The sequence below is a fragment of the Endozoicomonas sp. PH6C genome, assembly GCF_059322965.1.
Genome location: NZ_CP185342.1, coordinates 1 through 20,853 on the forward strand (window position 1 = coordinate 1; position 20,853 = coordinate 20,853).

Genomic DNA, 20,853 nt, shown 5'->3' on the forward strand with positions numbered 1-20,853 from the left:
AGGTTAATACCCTGCATCTGTGACGTTACTCGCAGAAGAAGCACCGGCTAACTCCGTGCCAGCAGCCGCGGTAATACGGAGGGTGCGAGCGTTAATCGGAATTACTGGGCGTAAAGCGTGCGTAGGCGGCTTGTTAAGTTGGATGTGAAAGCCCCGGGCTCAACCTGGGAACGGCACCCAAAACTGGCAAGCTAGAGTGCGGAAGAGGAGTGTGGAATTTCCTGTGTAGCGGTGAAATGCGTAGATATAGGAAGGAACACCAGTGGCGAAGGCGACACTCTGGTCTGACACTGACGCTGAGGTACGAAAGCGTGGGGAGCAAACAGGATTAGATACCCTGGTAGTCCACGCCGTAAACGATGTCTACTAGTCGTCGGGGATCTTGCATTTCTGGTGACGCAGCTAACGCGATAAGTAGACCGCCTGGGGAGTACGGCCGCAAGGTTAAAACTCAAATGAATTGACGGGGGCCCGCACAAGCGGTGGAGCATGTGGTTTAATTCGAAGCAACGCGAAGAACCTTACCTGGCCTTGACATCCTGCGAACCTTTTAGAGATAGAGGGGTGCCTTCGGGAACGCAGTGACAGGTGCTGCATGGCTGTCGTCAGCTCGTGTCGTGAGATGTTGGGTTAAGTCCCGCAACGAGCGCAACCCTTATCCTCAGTTACCAGCACTTCGGGTGGGCACTCTGGGGAGACTGCCGGTGACAAACCGGAGGAAGGTGGGGACGACGTCAAGTCATCATGGCCCTTACGGCCAGGGCTACACACGTGCTACAATGGTGCATACAGACGGTTGCCAAGCCGCGAGGTGGAGCTAATCTGAGAAAGTGCATCGTAGTCCGGATTGGAGTCTGCAACTCGACTCCATGAAGTCGGAATCGCTAGTAATCGTGAATCAGAATGTCACGGTGAATACGTTCCCGGGCCTTGTACACACCGCCCGTCACACCATGGGAGTGGGTTGCTCCAGAAGTAGCTAGCTTAACCTTCGGGAGAGCGGTTACCACGGAGTGATTCATGACTGGGGTGAAGTCGTAACAAGGTAGCCCTAGGGGAACCTGGGGCTGGATCACCTCCTTAAACGACGACCGACCTTCCATAAGCGTTCACACGAATTGTTTGATTATCAGTTGACAGTGGTCAGTGACCAGTTGTCAGTTGTTAGTTTTGTTCTTTAACAATGTGGAATCCAAACTTAAATTAAGCTGAGTTGATTTAAAAGACGCTGGTCTTTTAATGAAATTCTTGCTGAGACACTCTCAAGTTATTTACCGAAAGGTAATAGCTAATGTGTATGGCGTTCAGTTGTCAGTGGTCAGTTAACAGTGGCCAGTGATGAACTGAAGATCGTTAAGGTAGTTATTGCCTATAACCATCAGTTGCCACGAATCGACTGACCACTGGTCACCGACAACTGACAACTGAGATCTCGAAGAGATCGCTTTGGGTTATATGGTCAAGTGACTAAGCGTACACGGTGGATGCCTTGGCAGTCAGAGGCGATGAAGGACGTGGTAATCTGCGAAAAGTCTTGGGGAGCCGATAAACAGGCGTTGATCCAGGAATGTCCGAATGGGGAAACCCACTCACACAAGTGAGTATCCTTAACCTGAATACATAGGGTTTAGGAGGCGAACCCGGGGAACTGAAACATCTAAGTACCCGGAGGAAAAGAAATCAACCGAGATTCCCCCAGTAGCGGCGAGCGAACGGGGAGTAGCCCTTAAGCAATTTTTGGTTTAGCGGAACACTCTGGAAAGTGTGGCCATAGTGGGTGATAGCCCCGTACGCGAAAAGCCAGTGATTGTGAAATCGAGTAGGACGGCACACGTGAAATGTTGTCTGAACATGGGGGGACCATCCTCCAAGGCTAAATACTCCTGACTGACCGATAGTGAACCAGTACCGTGAGGGAAAGGCGAAAAGAACCCCGTTGAGGGGAGTGAAACAGAACCTGAAACCGTGTACGTACAAGCAGTGGGAGTCAGTGGTCAGTTGTCAGTTGTCAGTTGCCAGTAGGCAAGCGACAGCAGATGACTGATTACCAGGTCGTCAAGTTGGAAAATACGGGCAGATTTGCAGAGGTGTTGAAATTGACGCTGAACAAAACTGACCACCGACAACTGACAACTGGCCACTGATGACTGCGTACCTTTTGTATAATGGGTCAGCGACTTATTTTCTGTGGCAAGGTTAACCGTATAGGGAAGCCGTAGCGAAAGCGAGTCTTAACAGGGCGTCCAGTCGCAGTGAATAGACCCGAAACCGGGCGATCTATCCATGAGCAGGTTGAAGATCAGGTAACACTGATTGGAGGACCGAACCCACTGTCGTTGAAAAGCCAGGGGATGACTTGTGGATAGGAGTGAAAGGCTAATCAAGCCCGGAGATAGCTGGTTCTCCTCGAAAGCTATTTAGGTAGCGCCTCGTGTCTCACCATCGGGGGTAGAGCACTGTTTGGGCTAGGGGGCCATCCCGGCTTACCAACCCCATGCAAACTCCGAATACCGATGAGTGCAATCACGGGAGACACACGGCGGGTGCTAACGTCCGTCGTGGAAAGGGAAACAACCCAGACCGTCAGCTAAGGTCCCAAAGTAATAGTTAAGTGGGAAACGATGTGAGAAGGCCCAGACAGCCAGGAGGTTGGCTTAGAAGCAGCCACCCTTTAAAGAAAGCGTAATAGCTCACTGGTCGAGTCGGCTCGCGCGGAAGATGTAACGGGGCTCAAACTATTCACCGAAGCTACGGGGTTCAGTGGTCAGTTTTCAGTGGTCAGTTGTCAGTATGAGAAGACTGATGACCGACCACTGAAAACTGACCACTGCAACCGGTAGAGGAGCGTTCTGTAAGCCGTTGAAGGTCAACCGGGAGGTGGGCTGGAGGTATCAGAAGTGCGAATGCTGACATGAGTAACGATAAAGGGAGTGAGAGGCTCCCTCGCCGGAAGACCAAGGGTTCCTGCGCAACGCTAATCGGCGCAGGGTGAGTCGGCCCCTAAGGTGAGGTCGAAAGACGTAATCGATGGGAAACAGGTTAATATTCCTGTACCCCTTTTGACTGCGATGGAGTGACGGAGAAGGCTAGGCCAGCCCGGTGATGGTTATCCGGGTTTAAGGTCGTAGGCTGTGGACTCAGGCAAATCCGGGTCCACAAAGCCGAGAACTGATGACGAACCCACCAAGGTGGGGAAGTGGTTGATGCCAGGCTTCCAGGAAAACCTTCTAAGCATCAGGTCAAAAGGGACCGTACCCGAAACCGACACAGGTGGTCAGGTAGAGAATACCAAGGCGCTTGAGAGAACCTGGGTGAAGGAACTAGGCAAAATGGCACCGTAACTTCGGGAGAAGGTGCGCCGCTGCCGGTGACCGGACTTGCTCCGTAAGCTGGCGGTGGTCGAAGATACCAGGTGGCTGCGACTGTTTATTAAAAACACAGCACTGTGCTAACACGTAAGTGGACGTATACGGTGTGACGCCTGCCCGGTGCCGGAAGGTTAATTGATGCTGTTATCGCAAGAGAAGCGGTTGATCGAAGCCCCGGTAAACGGCGGCCGTAACTATAACGGTCCTAAGGTAGCGAAATTCCTTGTCGGGTAAGTTCCGACCTGCACGAATGGCGTAACGATGGCCACGCTGTCTCCACCCAGGACTCAGTGAAATTGAAATCGCTGTTAAGATGCAGTGTATCCGCGGCTAGACGGAAAGACCCCGTGAACCTTTACTACAGCTTCACAGTGGATCTTGATGTTGCTTGTGTAGGATAGGTGGGAGGCTTTGAAGTGTGGACGCCAGTCTGCATGGAGCCAACCTTGAAATACCACCCTGGCAATATTGAGGTTCTAACCCAGGTCCTTTAGCAGGATCGGGGACATTGTGTGGTGGGTAGTTTGACTGGGGCGGTCTCCTCCCAAAGAGTAACGGAGGAGCACGAAGGTTGGCTAAGCACGGTCGGACATCGTGCGGTTAGTGTAATGGTACAAGCCAGCTTGACTGCGAGAGGAACATCTCGAGCAGGTACGAAAGTAGGTCATAGTGATCCGGTGGTTCTGAATGGAAGGGCCATCGCTCAACGGATAAAAGGTACTCCGGGGATAACAGGCTGATACCGCCCAAGAGTTCACATCGACGGCGGTGTTTGGCACCTCGATGTCGGCTCATCACATCCTGGGGCTGAAGCCGGTCCCAAGGGTATGGCTGTTCGCCATTTAAAGTGGTACGCGAGCTGGGTTTAGAACGTCGTGAGACAGTTCGGTCCCTATCTGCCGTGGACGTTGGAAGTTTGAGGAGAGCTGCTCCTAGTACGAGAGGACCGGAGTGGACGAACCACTGGTGTTCGGGTTGTGTCGCCAGACGCATTGCCCGGTAGCTAAGTTCGGACGGGATAACCGCTGAAAGCATCTAAGCGGGAAGCCCCCTTCAAGATGAGACTTCCCTGGCCGCAAGGCCCATAAGAGACGTTGAAGACTACGACGTTGATAGGCGGGATGTGTAAGCGTTGTGAGGCGTTGAGCTAACCCGTACTAATGACTCGAGAGGCTTGACCATATAACGCCAAAGCGATTTGCGCAGCGAAGCTGCCAGCAAAAGCTGGAAGCTGGAAGCTTGAAGCCGTACACAGTGAACGAGAGTGTTGAGCAAGAATAGACGACACAGCTTAAAAGAGATTTGGATTCCAGAGCCTTAGTTTTCGAGAAACAGCTTCAAGCCTTCAGCTTAAAGCTTCCAGCTCGAGAGCCACCGGCTCGACCAGTTTTGCCTGGTGACCATAGAGTGTTGGAACCACCCGATCCCATCCCGAACTCGGAAGTGAAACGACACATCGCCGATGGTAGTGTGGGGCTTCCCCATGTGAGAGTAGGTCATCGCCAGGCATTGAATAAAGCAGAACCCCGGTTGAGAGATTGACCGGGGTTTTTGTTTTGTGGGCAAAGGAATGTGGCAGAACAGAAGTGAAACGAAACATGCCTGGGCGGCCCCACCTGGGCGGCCCCCACCTAGGCGGCCCCCACCGATGGTGAGGCTGTCGCAAAACTCTGGTTCCCATGCTCCAGCGTGAGAACCCATACCCATCTCGCGCTGCAGAGTCCGCTTTTCAGGGGAGGTATGCATTCCCACGCAGAGCGTGGGAACGAGTTGTTAGAGTTTTGCGACAGCCTCTGGTAGTGTGGGGCTTCCACATGTGAGAGTTGATTATCGCCAGGCATTGAATAAAGCAAAACCCCAGTTGAGAGATCAGCTGGGGTTTTTGTATTTTGGTAACCGAACTCGCAATTGACAGGATCATCCAGAACGACTTTGTAGAGTTGCAGCATTCTATCAAGAATTTATTAATGCTCGAATCTGCAAATTGTTATGTAAACGCCAAATAAACCCACGCCCTTCAGAATCAAAACCCCATTTGAAATGATTAGCCTCCCGATATAAGGAGGCCAATATGTCAAAGAAATTACCCGCAGACAGTGAATGGCTAGAGCGTGTTCAGTCGTGGCGGGATTCAGGTTTGACTCAGAGTGCGTGGTGCCAACAGCATGGTATAAGGGTATCCAAATTCGGATACTGGAAGCGTAAACTCGACACAACCCCCAGCGTAAAACCGACCCCGAACAACTCTGGCTTTGTCCAGGTAACACCCCAACCAGAACCTGGTGCGCCTTCTCGGATAACACCACTCTCCATCACCCTACCCAGTGGTGTAACAGTGTCCGGTATTGATGAAAGTAACCTGTCGCTTTGTGAGCAACTGGTGAGGGATATGCTATGAACACCCCGGTTATGCGACCGTCAGAGGTATTACCAAAGGTGTTTCTCTACCGGGAGCCGATTGACTTTCGCAAGTCATTTCGTGGGCTTGCTGTGTTGGTTGAACAAGAGCTGGGGCACAACCCCTTTGACGGCTATTTATATGCGTTTACCAACCGGCAGCGTAATAAAATCAAGTGCCTGTTCTGGGAAGATAATGGTTTTGTGCTTTATTACAAGAGCCTGTCTGAGGACAAATTCCACTGGCCCAAACCGGACGAAGAGCTGGTTACATTAACCGGGAAACAATTAAACTGGCTGCTGGACGGCTACAATCTCAATGCCATGCAACCCCATAAAAAAAGGCATTATGAGAGCTGTTTTTAGTCCTGTTTTTCAGGGTTTTATGGTAAAATAGCGACCATGAAATCGACCGCCGACACTCTGATTTTTCAGCCGAAATCCGCACTGGATTTGCCCTTTCATCAGGCTGAGACTAACCCTGAAATGGTCGCCTTGTTTGAGGCGATCCATTCGCAGGAAAGTGTCATTCTTGAAAAAGAAAATGCCCTTCTTGAAAAAGAAAATGCCCTTCTTGAAAAAGAAAATGCCCTTCTTGAAAAAGACGACATTATTCAAAAGAAGTCAGAGGTCATCGATTCTCAAAAAAAACGCATTGCGCAACTGGAAGAGTACCTGAGGCTCTCCCGATCCCGCCTGTACGGAAGAAGCACTGAAAAAAACAACAGCCAGGTCGACATTTTCAACGAGGTGGAGCTGGAAGGCTGCACCGGAGAGCAAGACGAAGCTGAAGGTCAGCCAGAGCAAGAGCCTCCAAAACCACGCAAAAAGAAAACAGGGCGCAAGTCATTTTCAGAGTCTCTGCCCAGAGTGCAGGAACGCTCTGAACTCAGTGAAGAAGAAAAAGCCGGAGCCATTGATACCTTCTTTGTCAAAGTCCGTGAAGAGCTTGATATCGTTCCGACCAAGGTTCAGGTGAAAGAAATTCTGCAAGAGAAAGCAGTCTTTCCAGAAGTCGATGAGCATGGACAGGAGAAGCGGGTCATTAAAGTTGCAGAGCTGCCAAAACACCCACTGCCCAAATCTTCACTCTCTGTTTGCACACTGGCCTGGATCATTGTCTCCAAGTACTGCGACGCACTGCCTTTGTACAGGCAAGAGAATATCCTCAAGCGATACGGTGGCTCTGTCACCCGGACGACGATGGCCAACTCTTTGATTCGGCTGTCTACAGAACTGCGGCCACTCATCAATTTGATGAGAGATCATCAAAAGACCGGTTCGGTGATCCATGCTGACGAAACCCGAATTCAGGTGATCAAGGAAACCAGCAAGTCCATCAACTCTGACAAATATATGTGGGTCAGCCTTGGTGGGCCACCCGGACAAACATCGGTGGTGTTTGAATACGATCCCTCAAGAGGCAAGGAGGTTCCCCTGCGTCTGTTCGAAGGGTTCAGCGGTTACCTGCAAACTGACGGGTATGCCAGTTACGACGCTGTATGCAAACAAGAAGGCATCACCCAGGCGGGTTGCTTCGACCACGTTCGCAGGAAATTTCTGGATGCCAGGAAGGGCGAAGCCAAACCGGGCAAAAAGGTGAAAAACACCCGCGTTAGCAAGGCGAATGTCGCTTTAGGCAAAATCGGTAAGCTTTACGCCATTGAGAAAGAAATAGGAGATCTTCCTCCATCAGAAAAAGCCATCCTGCGTCAGCAAAAGAGTAAGCCACTACTGGACGACTTTCATGTATGGCTGGAGAAAAACATAACCAGGCTAGACCCGGGCAGCCTGTCGCACCAAGCCATGAGCTATGCATTGAACCAATGGCCAAAACTGGTCGTTTACTGTGACAACGGCCACCTGGATATCAGTAATGCCGCAGCGGAAAACACCATCCGCCCCTTCGCTATTGGCCGCAAGAACTGGATGTTTGCAGACACGCCAAAAGGGGCGCAAGCCAGTGCCCTTTTATACAGCCTGATTGAAAGCGCAAAGGTGAATGGTCTGGAGCCTTTCAATTACCTGAACCATATTTTAAAAGAGCTGCCTTACGCCGATACCGTTGAGAAACTGGAACAGCTTCTCCCCTGGAATGTTAAGACAGGCAAAGAATAAGAAATCTTGGGGGCGGCAGCCAGTACGCTGGTTTATTTGGCGCTTACATTGTTATTTCTTTTGGTTAGAAGGTGCAAGACAGACTCTGTCTCCGTAATAGTCATCGTTGAAATTGCAATCGTTTTGCTTTTTGGATTGCTTAACTGAAACATCGAAACTATCTTGTTTATTTTCTAACTGTTTGGATACATTCATGGAATTGTCCTCTTGTTGTATAAAATAAAAGTTAGAGGCAAGCAGATGAAATTGGAAATTGGCAATGACTATCACAATGATAGAAAAGCTGTATTCAAATTATTGCAGTGCAGGACATTAACTGTTCTTAATCAATATCTGTTAATAAGGCCGCATTATCCATCCCAGTGGTCAGGCTTTTTCTGGTCGCGACTCAGGGCGTTATTTTTAATTATTAGTTCATGATCTACCAAGGAGTTAAGGTTGATGAAAATCATTGTGTATAACAAGAAAAATAGTGAACTTTGGACTTCAGCCGTCAGGAACGCTTTTCCTGATGCAGACGTACGTCATTGGGTTGAAGAAGCGTGTCACGACTGGCTGGCGGATTATGCAGTGATCTGGCAACCTCCGGCCGAATTCTTTCAACAACAGACCCAATTAAAAGCAGTATTTAACCAAGGTGTCGGTGTTGATGGACTGGTAAATCTTGAGAGCCTTCCTGCTGATCTTCCAGTCTTCAAGTTAAGAGGAGTCGGCATGGAGGAATACATGTCGGATTATGTGATATATGGTCTGCTGCATTTCTATCGAGATTTTGATTATTACAGGCAGCAACAGCCAGATAGTCATTGGCAGCCCCATAAAATAAGCAAAAAGTCAGAATGGACGGTAGGCATTCTCGGTCTTGGTGTTATTGGTAAAGCAGTGGCAAAGGCAGTCAGCGATTCAGGATTCCCGGTCATTGGCTGGAGTCGAACTGAAAAGCAGGTCGACGGTGTTAATGCTGTATCAGGCGATGCAGGATTGGACTACCTTCTGAAACACTCCAGAGTGCTGGTCAATCTCTTGCCCTCAACACCTTCTACCCAAAAGTTGTTGAATCAGAAGGCTTTGGAAAAGCTGCCTGAAGACAGTGTTCTTATTAATGGAGGACGGGGCGATGTTATCGAGATAGAGGCTTTGCAAAATCTTCTGGAAACAGGCCGCATGAGGGGCGCCGTGCTGGATGTGTTTGAAGTTGAGCCACTGGACAACAAGCATCCCCTTTGGCAGAACAGACGGGTTATTGTTACGCCTCATGTTGCAGCTCCTACTCCGATTGAGCGGGCGATGGAACAGATTGTTGCAGACGTAGCGCTTATTGAGCAGGGAGAAATGCCGCCAGCAATAGATAAAAGCCTGGGTTACTAGATTGCTCCGGAGCATATAGAATACCGGCCTTCAGTATACAAAGGTGTTGTTATGGCAATTAACTGGTTTCCCGGGCATATGCACAAGGCTCGAAAGGAGATCAAGAAAGTGGTTCCGGAAGTCGATCTGATCATCGAAGTTCTGGATGCCCGTATTCCTTTTAGTAGCGGAAACCCTCTGGTGCCTTCCCTGCGTGGTAAAACGCCCTACATTAAGGTCTTGAACAAGAGTGATCTGGCTGATCCTGCTGTCACTGAGCGGTGGATCAGGGAGATGGAAAAAGAAGAAGGGGTTAAGGCCATTGCCCTGACCCAAAGTCAGCCGGAAAAAGTGCGCGGTGTTCTGAGGCTGGCCGAGAGCATGGTAGAACGCAAACTCGACATCAAAGGCATGAGAGCCATGATCCTGGGGATTCCCAATGTCGGCAAATCCACCATGATCAACACGCTTGCCAACCGTATTATTGCCGAAACCGGAAATGTCCCCGCAGTGACCAAACAGCAGCAGCGCATCAAGTTGCCCAATGGCATGATGCTTTTGGATACGCCCGGATTCCTCTGGCCCAAGCTGGAGCCGGAAGCCTGTGGATATCGACTGGCCATTTCCGGAGCGATTAAAGATGCGGTTCTGGAATACGAAGACATCGCCCTGTTTGCCGCTGAATATTTTCTGAAAGCATACCCGGAAGCTCTCAGGCAGCGTTTTCAGATCAATGAGTTGCCTTCCAGTGATATCGAACTGATGGATGTGATTGCTGCCCGCAGAAACTGCATGAGAAGAGGCGGTATAGCTGATCTTCATAAGGTCTCTGAGATTCTCCTGAATGAATTCCGCAGCGGTGGCCTGGGACGGATCAGTCTGGAAACACCGGAGATGGTTGATCAGGAAAAACCTGAGCCAAAAGAAGCAGAGTAATCAAGTACCGGAGCATAAAAAAGCCCGCTGAGCGGGCTTCTAAGGAATTTGATTGAGCGATTACTGGGTGGCAATTAGTGATTCCCTGGGTGAGTAAGTTTTGTGGACGTACTCTTCAATCATTTCCTTGTACTCTTCAGTGATATTGTCACCCTTGAGCGTAGTTACTTTTTGACCGTCGATAAACACAGGTGCCGAAGGTGCTTCACCGGTTCCGGGCAGACTGATGCCGATGTTGGCATGTTTACTCTCACCGGGACCGTTAACAACACAACCCATAACCGCTACTTTCATTTCTTCCACACCCACAAATTTGTGACGCCAGGTCACCATTTTGGTACGCAGAAAGGCGTCGACTTCATCCGTCAGAACCCTGAAGAAAGTACTGGTGGTTCGACCGCAGCCGGGGCAGGCGGTCACCTCAGGAGAAAAGCTACGGACATCCAGTGCCTGTAATATCTGTTGGGAAACAATCACCTCTCGATCACGGCTGCCATTGGGCTCTGGAGTCAGGGAGGTACGAATGGTGTTGCCAATGCCCTGCTGAAGCAATACGCCCATGGCAACACTGGACGAAACAATCCCCTTGCTGCCCATACCCGCTTCGGTCAGACCCAGGTGGAGTGCATATTCACAACGCTCTGAGAGCATTTCGTAGACACTGATCAGGTCCTGTACCCGGGAGACCTTGCAGGAGATAACAATTTTGTTGGCCCCCAGCCCTCTTGCTACGGCTGCATCGGCACTGGTCAACGCAGAGAGTACCAGAGCTTCGTGCAGAACTTCCTGAGAGGATTTAGGGTTTTCAGAACGTGCGTTTTCATCCATTAAACGAGTCGACAGCTCTTTATCCAGACTGCCCCAGTTCACCCCGATACGAATCGGTTTGTCGTACTTTATGGCTACGTCAATCATGGCGTTGAAGCGATCGTCTTTCTTGTTGCCAAAGCCAACATTGCCCGGATTAATGCGATATTTGTGCAGCAGGCGGGCGGTATCATCGTACTTGGTCAGCAAAATATGACCATTGTAGTGAAAGTCGCCGACAATAGGGACGTTATAGCCCTGCTGGTTCAGCTTCTCATAGATGGCCGGAACTGCAGCAGCCGCTTCTTCGGTATTGACCGTCACCCGGACAATCTCAGAGCCAGCGTCCGCCAGAAGCTTTATTTGCTCAACCGTACGCTCGACATCAGCAGTATCCGTATCCGTCATGGATTGGACGACCACAGGCGCATCGCCACCGATGGTAATGTGTCCAACCTGAACAGCGTGGGTTTTATGGCGTCGGCCCATTAAATTGATTCCTCCGGAATAGGTTATCGAGTTGCTTCGACAAAAAAACTGGCAAGTGCCCTAGGTGAGGTAAAAGTGCTCACAACGAATGTGCAGGCAGCCAAACAATCTAGATAGTTTAACACTTATCGGGAAAAGCGTAGCAGGAACAACGCATCCGTTGGTCGTCTGTTTCATGTACCATACAGGAAATCATGAATTCCAGTCAGAAATATGTCACGGGAGATACCACTATGGCTAAAGAAACCACCGTCAGAGCGCGTATCGACGAAGCGTTAAAGGAAGAAGCGGAACAAGTGCTGCGTAAACTGGGACTAACGACCTCCCAGGCTATTAATCTCTATTTCAGCCAGATTGCCCTGAGAAAGGGGCTGCCGTTTGATGTGGTGATTCCTGACAAAAAGAAAACGTAAACTATACTCTCGGGCCTAAGCCGGATTGGAGACAATCTCATGAAAAACCTATATGAGAGTGATTTTTATCGCTGGGTTGAGCAGCAGAAAGAGTATCTGACCAATCGTCAATTTGACCAGCTTGATGTAGATAACCTGATTGGGGAAATCCATGATATGAGCAGTGAGTTGGATACCCTGGAATCTCGTTTGACGACACTCCTGCTCCACTTACTGAAATATGATTATCAGATTCGAGTTTTGAATCCTGTAATGCCTGAGCCTTATAACTGTAGAGACTGGAAAGGAACGATTGATAGAACAAGGCTAGCGATTAATAAGCTTATAAAGAGACGGCCTCATCTTCAGAGTGAGGTGAAAAGCCTTTTCGATGAAGCTTATGTTGATGGCAAGGTCTTGGCTATCAAAGCAATGAATGACTACGTTCAGCCTCATCAGCAGCTTGATGAACACAGCTTTCCTGAGATTTGTCCATGGACGTTTGATCAGATTATGGAAGAAGACTGGCTGCCCTAAGCCGTTGATTCATTAAAGGCCATCGGCAACTTTGCCAGGGATTTTCCAGAAGGGATTTTCCAGACACCCACCTTAAGGATTGTGGTCTGACCGTTTCTGCTTTCGCCTGATGGTGTAATATGCCAGTCCCATTCATGCACAGGTTTACAGGGCCAAAGGGGCGGCGCAACGGTCGTGGTAACCTCAATGCCACCGTCTTTATTCTCATGACGCTCATGATCAGAAATTAAGAGAACGTTGAAGGCCATCGCCTTTAAGGTCATGATGTGGGCTTTCTGGATAGCCGTCATCATGCGTATTTCCGCGTCGCCTTCCGGTGGGCTGTTGGAGAATGATAACGGAATCTGTGAAAGCATATTCACACTAATTGCCAGGCTGAAACCCTTGAGCGGCAGCGGTGCAGAAGTGGGCAGGCTAATCTTCTTGCTGCTGAAGTTGCTACAAAGTTCCTCGAGAAGGCCGGTGACATCCCTTAGTTCAAATTTAATATTTGGATACTGTTTCAGCTTGGCAGCAAGCTGCGGCGGCTTTACGGCGTCGAACAAAAGGGCACCGGTCGGATGATCGTTGAGTGCTTGCAGCGGAAGATCGAGACCCAGTCCTGAGCCCAGAATCAGAATGGGTTCAGCAGGATCAGCTTCCTTTATGGCGGCATTAATGGCAGCGCGGGTTTGCTCCAAATGGGGTTGCCAGGCTTTTTTGTTACGTTGGTACTTCCCTGCAATCGCAGCAACCTCTTGCACAAGTCCTGCCTGTCGTGCGCCTTTTACTGCCCTTGAGAAGGCCCATGTGAACGCCTCGATAATCATTTGAATATTTTTCCGGGGTTCATGATTCCATCCGGGTCTGGGGGCTGTCGGATTTAATGCTTTCTTACTGCGGTAATGGGTTTGCCATGGCCTATGTCTGTTCGCCGGTGCAGACAGAACTCGTCACTCAAGTGTCTCGGAACTCTGAAAAAAAGGCCAGCCTTTTTCGAGTCAGCAAAAGAGATGACCTTGCTCAAGAAGGGTGCACAATCTGTTATACACTTTTTATGCACAGGTTTTTTCCCGTGAGCTTAAAGAAAGCGACAAAAAAACATCACATAAATAAAGGCCTCTGGACGACTATGGAATTTGTCTATTTAAACTGATCGCTGCTGACAACTGTATTTATCCACAGCTTCCATAGAGAGTTTTCCACAGAACCCCGTTGAGTCTCCCTCTTGTCAGACTCTTTCTGCCTATTGGGAACTTTAACGGGAAAAGCGACTGAGCCGTTTCTCTTTCAGATACTCTGCTGAGTTGGTTTGGGACCGACCCCCTGTGAGTCATTTAGCAAAGTAATACGATGGCTGCTGTAAGGGATTGTGATCTACAGGTTGTCTCCCGATGAAACACTTATTCCTGATAGCAATATATTGCCTCCAGCAGGCCCAAAAGTTTTCTGGCAGGCTGTGGATGCACTGGTTCGGTTTGAGCAAGCCAGCAAGGTGAGAACCAGGATCAGGGCATGAGTCTTCAATAAAATCGACAAACCGTTGAAAGATAAATAATTTAGCTAAACGATGGCTCGGAAATAATAGTAGGTAAATGAGTGCATTGCCTCTTTTTCCACAGAAACTGCCTACACTGAATCCGTTGCGAAGTCTAAACAGTGTACTGGCATGATGACCAAACAAGAGAAGCACAACGCACCGGGAGTTCAGTGGGTGACACTGGATAACGGTTATCGGGTCTGGACTCAGCGGGTGGGCTCTGGGCCATTAAGGTTACTGACACTGCACGGTGGGCCGGGGTGTTCCCATGAGTACCTGGAATGTCTGGAAGATTTTCTTGCTCCTCAAGGAGTGGAGGTCATTTTTTATGATCAACTGGGTTCATGGTGCTCAGATCAGCCTGAAGATGGATCACTTTGGCAATTGGAACGATTCATTGATGAGATTGAACAGGTTCGGACGGCGTTGGGCCTGGAGGATTTTTACCTCTTTGGCCACGGCTGTGGTGGCTTGTGGGCAATTGAATATGCACTTAGGTACCAAAAATATCTGAAAGGACTGATTCTCGGCAGCATCACCGGCAGTATTCATTCCTATATGGCTCATACCAAGCACCTTCGGGAGCAGTTGCCACCGGAAGTGGTCGATCAAATACAACCATTCGAAGCAGCGAACGATCTGGACAATAAAGAGCACCCTTCTCTTTTGATGGAACATCTCTATCGCAAGTACATTTGCAGATTGCCGAGCTGGCCTGAAGCCCTGAACAGGGCCTTTGATCACAGGAATCTGAGTGTTTACAACACTATGCAGGGTAATAATGAGTTTGTTTTTACCGGCAATCTGCTGGGCTGGGATCGTTGGAATGATCTGGCCGGGATCCGTGTTGCAACACTGCTACTGGCTGGACGCTACGACACTACGGCGCCGGACGATCAGAAGCAGATGGCTTCCATTCTGCCTCACAGCAGGCTGGTGCTCTGTGATAACGGCAGTCATTGCTCTATGTGGGATGATCCGGAAAATTACCGGCAAGCGCTCGTGGATTTTTTGAAAGATGTAGAAAGCGGAAGAATATAACCACTGCATGGAATGGGCTTCAGTGATTCTTACTAAGACATTGTCTGAATGATCCGATGACAATAGCAGATATCAGAAAAAGTCCGGAGGTTGACCGAGAACAGGCAACCTCCTGCCTACATTAATGGCTTGAATCAGCACTGAGAACAGGGAAGGCACAAGGATTGTGAAAATTTCGCGCAATTATTTTTTACCCGTTGCGGCTTTAGCCACGGTAGTGGCTTCTGCCCAGGCTAATGAAATTCAACCGGAGGCTTCGGCCGCAGTTCAAAAAACAGGGCTGACTCTGACCAATAACGTTCACAATATCATTTTCAGTCGTAATCAAGGCATTCGTCGTGGTTTTAGTTATGGCGACCAGTTTGTCGATGGTGCAGCCTGGGGTCAGCTTCTTTATACCGAGGGTGAACAGGAGGTTGTTGCTCAGGAAATGGGCTTCAAGAATCAGGTGGGAGGCATGACGCTGGGAGTGGACGGTGAGCTGGAAGGTAATATCAGATTCGGGTTTGCCATGACCTTATCCAAAGCCTCTATTGATATGGATGATGGCGCCAGTACCCGTCAACAAAGTTATCTGACCTCGCTCTATGGCAGCTGGAATTACCGAAGACTGTCCATGAATGCCATGGCATCTGTGGGAAGTGGTTCCAACGACAGTAAAAAAACAGTTAATGGCCAAAGAGTGAAAGGCGACTTCAAGGCTGACCAGTGGGGCCTCAGAGTCACTGGTAGCACCGCCTGGCAGCTGGGTAGCTGGAGTCTGGTGCCTCGGGCTTTGTTCAGTTATGGTCAGCTTCGGATCCAGGATTATTCTGAAAAGGGAAACTCCGGGCTCGAGCGAAAAATTGAAAATGATGACTACCTCACAGCTGAGCTGGGTGCTGGATTCAAGTTTAACGGAGCCATTTGGGGACGTCAGACCGTCTTTAAACCTGAGCTGACACTGATGGGCTTTTACGACTTTATTTCATCCGGAAGCGAAGTCAAAGCGACCTACCTGGCTGACGGCTCAACTCTCAAAGTGACTGGGCAGGACAGGGACCCCTATCGTCTCACTGCAGGTCTTGCTTTTGCCGTCAAAAGTGGTCATCACTGGACACTCAGAGCAGGATATGACCATAACTGGAGTCAGCACTACACCACCGACAGTTTTTCAGCCAGAGTGCGCTATGAGTTTTAAATCAGCTCGATTATTATGGGTCGATACTGCTCTTTCAGGCTTCGTATCTCCCTTGATGATGCGCAGTGAGCGCCATTGTCGGCTCATGGCTGTTTGAAGAATCTATTTTCTGAGCAGCCATCAAACTCAGGAACTGGAAACTTGTTGGAACTCTGCGCTGTTGATGATCTTGAAAACCCGGGAAGTAAAGGTTTCGAAACCGAAAAAGGCTCTATTTTCGTTGTCCGTCGAGATGAAGAGGTCTTCGTCTACGAAAACAGTTGCCCACACCTCGGTATTAATCTGGAATGGCAGCAAGACCGCTTTCTGGACAGAGAAAAGCGACTGATCCAGTGCGCTACTCATGGGGCTCTGTTTCTCATTGAGTCAGGAGAGTGTGTGGCAGGCCCATGCCTTGGTGACAAACTGACCCTGGTTCTCTCAAAGGTGGAAAAAGGTATTGTTTATCTGATCTGACATTAATCGGCCAGGTTGGATTTCTGCCTGAGAATATCCCTTCTCTGTTTTTTATCCGGACGGCGATCCGGTCGGGGAGCCATGGCACCGCGCATTGCCTTGCGTTGTTCTGCTGCCACCTCACGAGACTGGATGCTGGCTGCAGTCTCTTCGTAGAGTTGTTGTGCCAACTCGGCTTTCTGACGTTTGTCAGAGAGTTCCCGAACAATCACTACTCTTTCATCCCAGCCGGTACGCAGTTTCAGCTGGTCACCTACTTTGGGCTCTTTACCGGGTTTGCAGCGCTGGCCATTCAGGTGCACCTTGCCACCTTCAATGGCTTCTTTGGCGATATTTCGGGTCTTGTAAAAGCGGGCAGCCCAGAGCCACTTGTCCAGGCGTACTTTGTCCGACTGTTTGTTGTGAACACTACTTTGCTTGGCCATTCATTACTCTCAAAAGTCATTAAACTGGTTTTCAAAGCCTAATCAAAGATGAATAAGCTCGTGAAAATCTTCAACAACCTGATATTCACCAGTATCTTTAGCACCCTGTTTGCTGTCTGGGTAACGGATAGCCAGTAAATGGGCGATGCCATAGGTTTTGGCAGAATCCAGGACCGGCAGGCTGTCATCAATAAACAGGGCTCGTTCCTTGTCCGTTCCTATATCGGCTTCAAGGTTGTGCCAGAATGCCTGGGTTTCCTTGGGGTAGCCGTAATCATGGGAGCTGATCAATCTGTCAAAGTAGTGGGCCATGGAGAGTCTTTCCAACTTCAGCGACAGGCTGTCCCGATGAGCATTGGTGATCATGATCACTTTCTTGCCCCGGTCGCGGATATTTTGCAGGAAACGGTCGGCACCGGGTCTAAAGCTGATCAAATGAACCAGCTCCTGCTTCAGAGCGATGATATCCAGGTCCAGCTCTCTGGCCCAGTAATCCAGGCAGTACCATTCCAACTTGCCGTAAGTCTGGGCTACCCTCGGATGCAACTCTTCTTTCGACTGCTGCAGAGTAATGCTGTGTTTTTCGGCATATTTCTGAGGCACATATTCCATCCAGAAGTAGTTATCAAAATGGAGATCCAACAGTGTGCCATCCATATCGAGGAGAACCGTATCTATGGTATTCCAGTTAATCATAATCACCTCGATATTCTTCTGTTGTCATAATGGCGTATCCAGACCCTGAACGGCAATCTTGCTGTATTATTGGCGCAAGGCTAAGTGAATTAAGTGTCCATCGACGTATGTAAGCAATGGCTTAGACACATATAATAACGGCTGAACAAGAGGCAGGGAATCATGTCAGAAAAACCGGTCATCAAAGCATGTCGTGAAATTGCACGCACTCGTCTGTTCAGAGTAGAAGAACTGGATCTCAAATTCTCCAATGGTGTTGAAAGAACCTATGAACGATTGGGTTCTTTTGGAACAGGGCATCAGGCGGTCATGGTGGTGCCGCTGCTGGATAATCATCGTTTTCTGATGATCCGCGAGTATGCCGGTGGTACCGAAGACTATCAGTTGACTCTGCCCAAGGGGTTGGTTGAGCCGGAAGAAAGTCTGCAACAAGGCGGTAACCGCGAGCTAAAGGAAGAAGTCGGTTATGGAGCCCGGCAATGGAAGTACCTGAGTTCATTTACCCAGTCACCCAACTACATGAAAAGCAGAATACACTCAATGGTGGCCTGGGATCTTTATGAAGAAAAGCTCGAAGGGGATGAGCCAGAGCCCCTGGAAGTGGTTGAGTGGTCCTTTGACCGCTTGCTGGAACTGAACGAAAGGCCGGACTTTTCCGAAGCAAGGGCGTTGGCTGCCCTGTTTCTGGTCAGAGAGAAAATTCAGGCCGGATGGCTGGAGAATCCTGATGTTTGACAACAAGCTGATTGAGTCCGTAAAGCAGATTGCCCGAGAGGCCGGAGAGGCCATCCTGACCCTTTACCATCAGCAAGATCTGGGTGTTCAGCATAAATCTGACAAAACGCCGGTTACTGTGGCAGATCTCAAAGCCAACGAAGTGATTGAGCGGGGCCTGAAGGCTCTGGACGTTCAATACCCGATTTTATCAGAAGAGTCGGAGCATACCGCTTTTACCGAACGCTGCCAGTGGGAACGCTATTGGCTGGTGGACCCCCTGGATGGCACCCAGGAGTTTATCAATGGAAATGGCCAGTTCACTGTGAATATCGCCTTGATGGAAAAGTCAGAAGATGGTCGAAGCTACCCGGTATTGGGTGTGGTTCACGTCCCTGATGAGAATACTATTTATTGGGGTGGCAGTGACCTGGGGGCTTTCAAGCAAACTGAGGACCAGCCTGCGGTCAGTATTACTCCAAGAAGTTTTCAGCCAGGAAAGGAAACTGTGGCACTGGGCAGTCGCAGTTATGGCACCGAAAGAGCTGCTGTATTTATTGAAAAACTCAGAGCGCTCTATCCCAATCTGGAGGTAAGGCCTGTCGGCAGTGCCCTCAAGAGTTGCCATGTCGCAGAAGGGCTGGCAGACGTCTACCCAAGGCTGGGGCCGACATCCGAGTGGGATACCGCAGCAGCTCAGGCGATACTGGAAGGTGCCGGAGGCTTACTGCTGGACCCTCACGGCAAGCGGTTTTCCTACAACTTCAAAGAGAGTCTGTTGAATTCCGATTTTCTGGTGGTGGGAGATCGAACTCAGGACTGGTCGAAGATCTGGAATGCACGGTTATTAATTGGTCTTTAGGAGTCTGAATAAGCCAAACCTCCCTGCCAGAGCAATATTCCCAGGAGGAGCGTGCTACTGGAAGGCAGGTTTGGATAATGTAATGGAAGCCCCGTCTGGAAACTGCGTGGACTTTGCTGGTTGACGCTCTTAATCTGTTAGGAAAGATAAAGTGGCCGAGTGATTTGTATTTTTTGTATTAAAAATCAATTAATTTAATACAAAATCTGATTTGTGTATCAGGTTCAGTACGCTACCGTTATTGTGTATTAAATATTGCAATTTTTAATAAAAAATTTTGTGTTGGATACGACGGACACAAAAGGATTTATATATTAAATATTCTTTTTTTTAATACATAAGGTTTTGGCATGACCCCGTATATACCTGATACGCTTCCCCTTCAAGGTCTTGATTTCAGCCGTCTCATCACGCTGGTTGGTGAAGCTAATGCGGCACTCGCTGAATACAGTGGTTTGCTGCAGGGAATCATTAATCCTGCGGTCATGCTATCGCCCCTGATGAATCAGGAAGCGGTGTTATCATCGAGGATTGAAGGGACCCAGGCCACGGTTGAAGAGGTGCTTGAGCATGAAGCAGGTGCTCAATTTGACGAGAGAAAAAATACAGACATTCAGGAAATACTGAACTATCGAACAGCATTGATGCTGGCTCAGGAGTACCTGGCTGAAGGGCGAACTATCTCTTTAAACCTCTTGCTACAGTTACATCAGCTACTACTGGACAGTGTAAGAGGGCAAGGCAAAGCACCGGGTGCTTTTCGAAAGGATCAGAATTGGATTGGTCGAGCTGGATGTACCCTGGAGACCGCAACCTTTGTTCCCCCGGACCCCATAAAGCTGATGGATCATCTTGAAGCCTGGAATCATTATCTGGGCGAGAGTGATTTTGATGTATTGGCTCAGACCGCCATTGTTCATGCTCAATTTGAACTGATACACCCATTCAAGGATGGCAATGGTCGTATTGGTCGTTTGGTTATACCGCTGTTTTTATTCAGTAAACAGAGACTCTCCAGTCCTATGTTTTATCTTTCAGGTTATCTGGAAGCACACCGGGATGAATATTACGAACGGCTGAAGAGGATTTACCAGGAAGGCGACTGGACAGGATGGATTGAATTTTTTCTCAAAGCCATACTGATTCAGGCTAAAGAGAACGTTCAGAAAGTAAAAACGATCATGTCGTTATATGAGAAGACTAAAGTCAGTGTTCAACAAACGACAGGCTCAAAGTTCACTATGCAACTGGTAGATACACTCTTTGACAGACCTATCTTTCAAGTGAACGATTTTGCTAAACGGTCTGGTATCAGTAAGCCTACTCTGCACGGTCTTTTGCGCCAGTTGCATGTGCCGGATGGTCCCATTGTGACGCTCAGGGAAGGATCTGGCCGCCGACCTGCAATTTATGCATTCCCGGAACTGCTCCATATCTGTGAGGGTAAAAACTAAATACTGCCATAAAAAACTAAATTTACCCGGAAAAAATGCCTGAAAAATAAATATTGGTCATGCTGTGTCTATCCAAAATATAACGCTGGAGGGCGTCGGAGATTTACTGCTCAAC

General features: G+C 49.1%; 17 protein-coding genes and 3 rRNA genes. 16 read left to right on the forward strand and 4 right to left on the reverse strand.

Annotated elements, in window-relative coordinates; genetic code table 11:
- The 8 genes from ACOMG9_RS00005 to ylqF all read left to right on the forward strand — a co-directional run bounded on the left by ACOMG9_RS00005 (nucleotide 1) and on the right by ylqF (nucleotide 10,166).
- A 16S ribosomal RNA gene (locus tag ACOMG9_RS00005) occupies nucleotides 1-1,083 on the forward strand.
- Nucleotides 1,084-1,457: 374 nt separating this feature from the next.
- A 23S ribosomal RNA gene (locus ACOMG9_RS00010) occupies nucleotides 1,458-4,550 on the forward strand.
- A 210-nt stretch (nucleotides 4,551-4,760) separates the two neighbouring features.
- Nucleotides 4,761-4,876: ribosomal RNA gene (gene rrf, locus ACOMG9_RS00015) — 5S ribosomal RNA — on the forward strand.
- The 16S, 23S and 5S rRNA genes sit together here, the layout of an rRNA operon.
- 563 nt (nucleotides 4,877-5,439) lie before the next feature.
- A complete protein-coding gene (tnpA, locus tag ACOMG9_RS00020; RefSeq protein ID WP_448215653.1) occupies nucleotides 5,440-5,766 on the forward strand; it encodes an IS66 family insertion sequence element accessory protein TnpA in 327 nt (108 codons plus the stop codon).
- Nucleotides 5,763-6,131 carry an IS66 family insertion sequence element accessory protein TnpB gene (tnpB, locus tag ACOMG9_RS00025; RefSeq protein WP_448215654.1) on the forward strand — a complete coding sequence of 123 codons (369 nt, stop codon included), beginning with the start codon at nucleotides 5,763-5,765 and terminating at the stop codon, nucleotides 6,129-6,131. The genes tnpA and tnpB overlap by 4 nt, the downstream gene beginning before the upstream one ends.
- A 36-nt stretch (nucleotides 6,132-6,167) precedes the next feature.
- Nucleotides 6,168-7,883 carry an IS66 family transposase gene (tnpC, locus tag ACOMG9_RS00030; RefSeq protein WP_448215655.1) on the forward strand — a complete coding sequence of 572 codons (1,716 nt, stop codon included), beginning with the start codon at nucleotides 6,168-6,170 and terminating at the stop codon, nucleotides 7,881-7,883.
- 441 nt (nucleotides 7,884-8,324) lie between these two features.
- Nucleotides 8,325-9,251, forward strand: a complete 927-nt coding sequence (locus ACOMG9_RS00035; protein WP_422473279.1) for a 2-hydroxyacid dehydrogenase — start codon at nucleotides 8,325-8,327, stop codon at nucleotides 9,249-9,251.
- A gap of 51 nt (nucleotides 9,252-9,302) precedes the next feature.
- Entirely contained in the window at nucleotides 9,303-10,166 is an 864-nt protein-coding gene (gene ylqF / locus ACOMG9_RS00040; protein WP_448215246.1) for a ribosome biogenesis GTPase YlqF, read from the forward strand.
- 60 nt (nucleotides 10,167-10,226) lie between these two features.
- On the opposite strand, the gene ispG is transcribed toward ylqF, so the two are convergent.
- Nucleotides 10,227-11,462 carry a flavodoxin-dependent (E)-4-hydroxy-3-methylbut-2-enyl-diphosphate synthase gene (gene ispG, locus ACOMG9_RS00045; RefSeq protein WP_448215247.1) on the reverse strand — a complete coding sequence of 412 codons (1,236 nt, stop codon included), beginning with the start codon at nucleotides 11,460-11,462 and terminating at the stop codon, nucleotides 10,227-10,229.
- 233 nt (nucleotides 11,463-11,695) lie between these two features.
- Here ispG and ACOMG9_RS00050 point away from each other — a divergent pair, with 233 nt between their 5' ends.
- Entirely contained in the window at nucleotides 11,696-11,875 is a 180-nt protein-coding gene (locus ACOMG9_RS00050; protein ID WP_422136286.1) for a type II toxin-antitoxin system RelB/DinJ family antitoxin, read from the forward strand.
- Nucleotides 11,876-11,914: 39 nt separating this feature from the next.
- Complete coding sequence (locus ACOMG9_RS00055) at nucleotides 11,915-12,391, forward strand: DUF29 domain-containing protein (protein WP_448215248.1); 477 nt, start codon at nucleotides 11,915-11,917, stop codon at nucleotides 12,389-12,391.
- On the opposite strand, the gene ACOMG9_RS00060 is transcribed toward ACOMG9_RS00055, so the two are convergent.
- Complete coding sequence (locus ACOMG9_RS00060; RefSeq protein ID WP_448215249.1) at nucleotides 12,388-13,200, reverse strand: hypothetical protein; 813 nt, start codon at nucleotides 13,198-13,200, stop codon at nucleotides 12,388-12,390. The two genes, ACOMG9_RS00055 and ACOMG9_RS00060, sit on opposite strands and share 4 nt — an antisense overlap.
- Before the next feature lie 839 nt (nucleotides 13,201-14,039).
- Between ACOMG9_RS00060 and ACOMG9_RS00065 the strand changes: the two genes are divergently transcribed.
- The 3 genes from ACOMG9_RS00065 (at nucleotide 14,040) to ACOMG9_RS00075 (ending at nucleotide 16,587) form a co-directional block, all read left to right on the forward strand.
- Nucleotides 14,040-14,951: a proline iminopeptidase-family hydrolase gene (locus ACOMG9_RS00065; RefSeq protein WP_494529608.1), complete on the forward strand. Its 912-nt coding sequence runs from the start codon at nucleotides 14,040-14,042 to the stop codon at nucleotides 14,949-14,951.
- A gap of 166 nt (nucleotides 14,952-15,117) precedes the next feature.
- On the forward strand, nucleotides 15,118-16,131 hold the full coding sequence (locus tag ACOMG9_RS00070; RefSeq protein ID WP_448215251.1) for an autotransporter outer membrane beta-barrel domain-containing protein: 1,014 nt from the start codon (nucleotides 15,118-15,120) through the stop codon (nucleotides 16,129-16,131).
- A gap of 141 nt (nucleotides 16,132-16,272) precedes the next feature.
- Nucleotides 16,273-16,587: a Rieske (2Fe-2S) protein gene (locus tag ACOMG9_RS00075; protein WP_448215252.1), complete on the forward strand. Its 315-nt coding sequence runs from the start codon at nucleotides 16,273-16,275 to the stop codon at nucleotides 16,585-16,587.
- 2 nt (nucleotides 16,588-16,589) lie between these two features.
- On the opposite strand, the gene hslR is transcribed toward ACOMG9_RS00075, so the two are convergent.
- Together hslR and yrfG are read right to left on the reverse strand one after the other, a co-directional pair.
- Nucleotides 16,590-17,012, reverse strand: coding sequence for a ribosome-associated heat shock protein Hsp15 (hslR, locus tag ACOMG9_RS00080; protein ID WP_448215253.1), 423 nt, complete (start codon nucleotides 17,010-17,012; stop codon nucleotides 16,590-16,592).
- A gap of 42 nt (nucleotides 17,013-17,054) precedes the next feature.
- Nucleotides 17,055-17,708, reverse strand: coding sequence for a GMP/IMP nucleotidase (gene yrfG / locus ACOMG9_RS00085; protein WP_448215254.1), 654 nt, complete (start codon nucleotides 17,706-17,708; stop codon nucleotides 17,055-17,057).
- Between the two features lie 162 nt (nucleotides 17,709-17,870).
- Between yrfG and nudE the strand changes: the two genes are divergently transcribed.
- The 3 genes from nudE to ACOMG9_RS00100 all read left to right on the forward strand — a co-directional run bounded on the left by nudE (nucleotide 17,871) and on the right by ACOMG9_RS00100 (nucleotide 20,738).
- Nucleotides 17,871-18,443: an ADP compounds hydrolase NudE gene (nudE, locus tag ACOMG9_RS00090; protein ID WP_448215255.1), complete on the forward strand. Its 573-nt coding sequence runs from the start codon at nucleotides 17,871-17,873 to the stop codon at nucleotides 18,441-18,443.
- Nucleotides 18,436-19,284 carry a 3'(2'),5'-bisphosphate nucleotidase CysQ gene (cysQ, locus tag ACOMG9_RS00095; RefSeq protein ID WP_448215256.1) on the forward strand — a complete coding sequence of 283 codons (849 nt, stop codon included), beginning with the start codon at nucleotides 18,436-18,438 and terminating at the stop codon, nucleotides 19,282-19,284. The genes nudE and cysQ overlap by 8 nt, the downstream gene beginning before the upstream one ends.
- Nucleotides 19,285-19,634: 350 nt before the next feature.
- Entirely contained in the window at nucleotides 19,635-20,738 is a 1,104-nt protein-coding gene (locus ACOMG9_RS00100; RefSeq protein ID WP_448215257.1) for a Fic family protein, read from the forward strand.
- Nucleotides 20,739-20,853 lie beyond the last annotated feature (115 nt).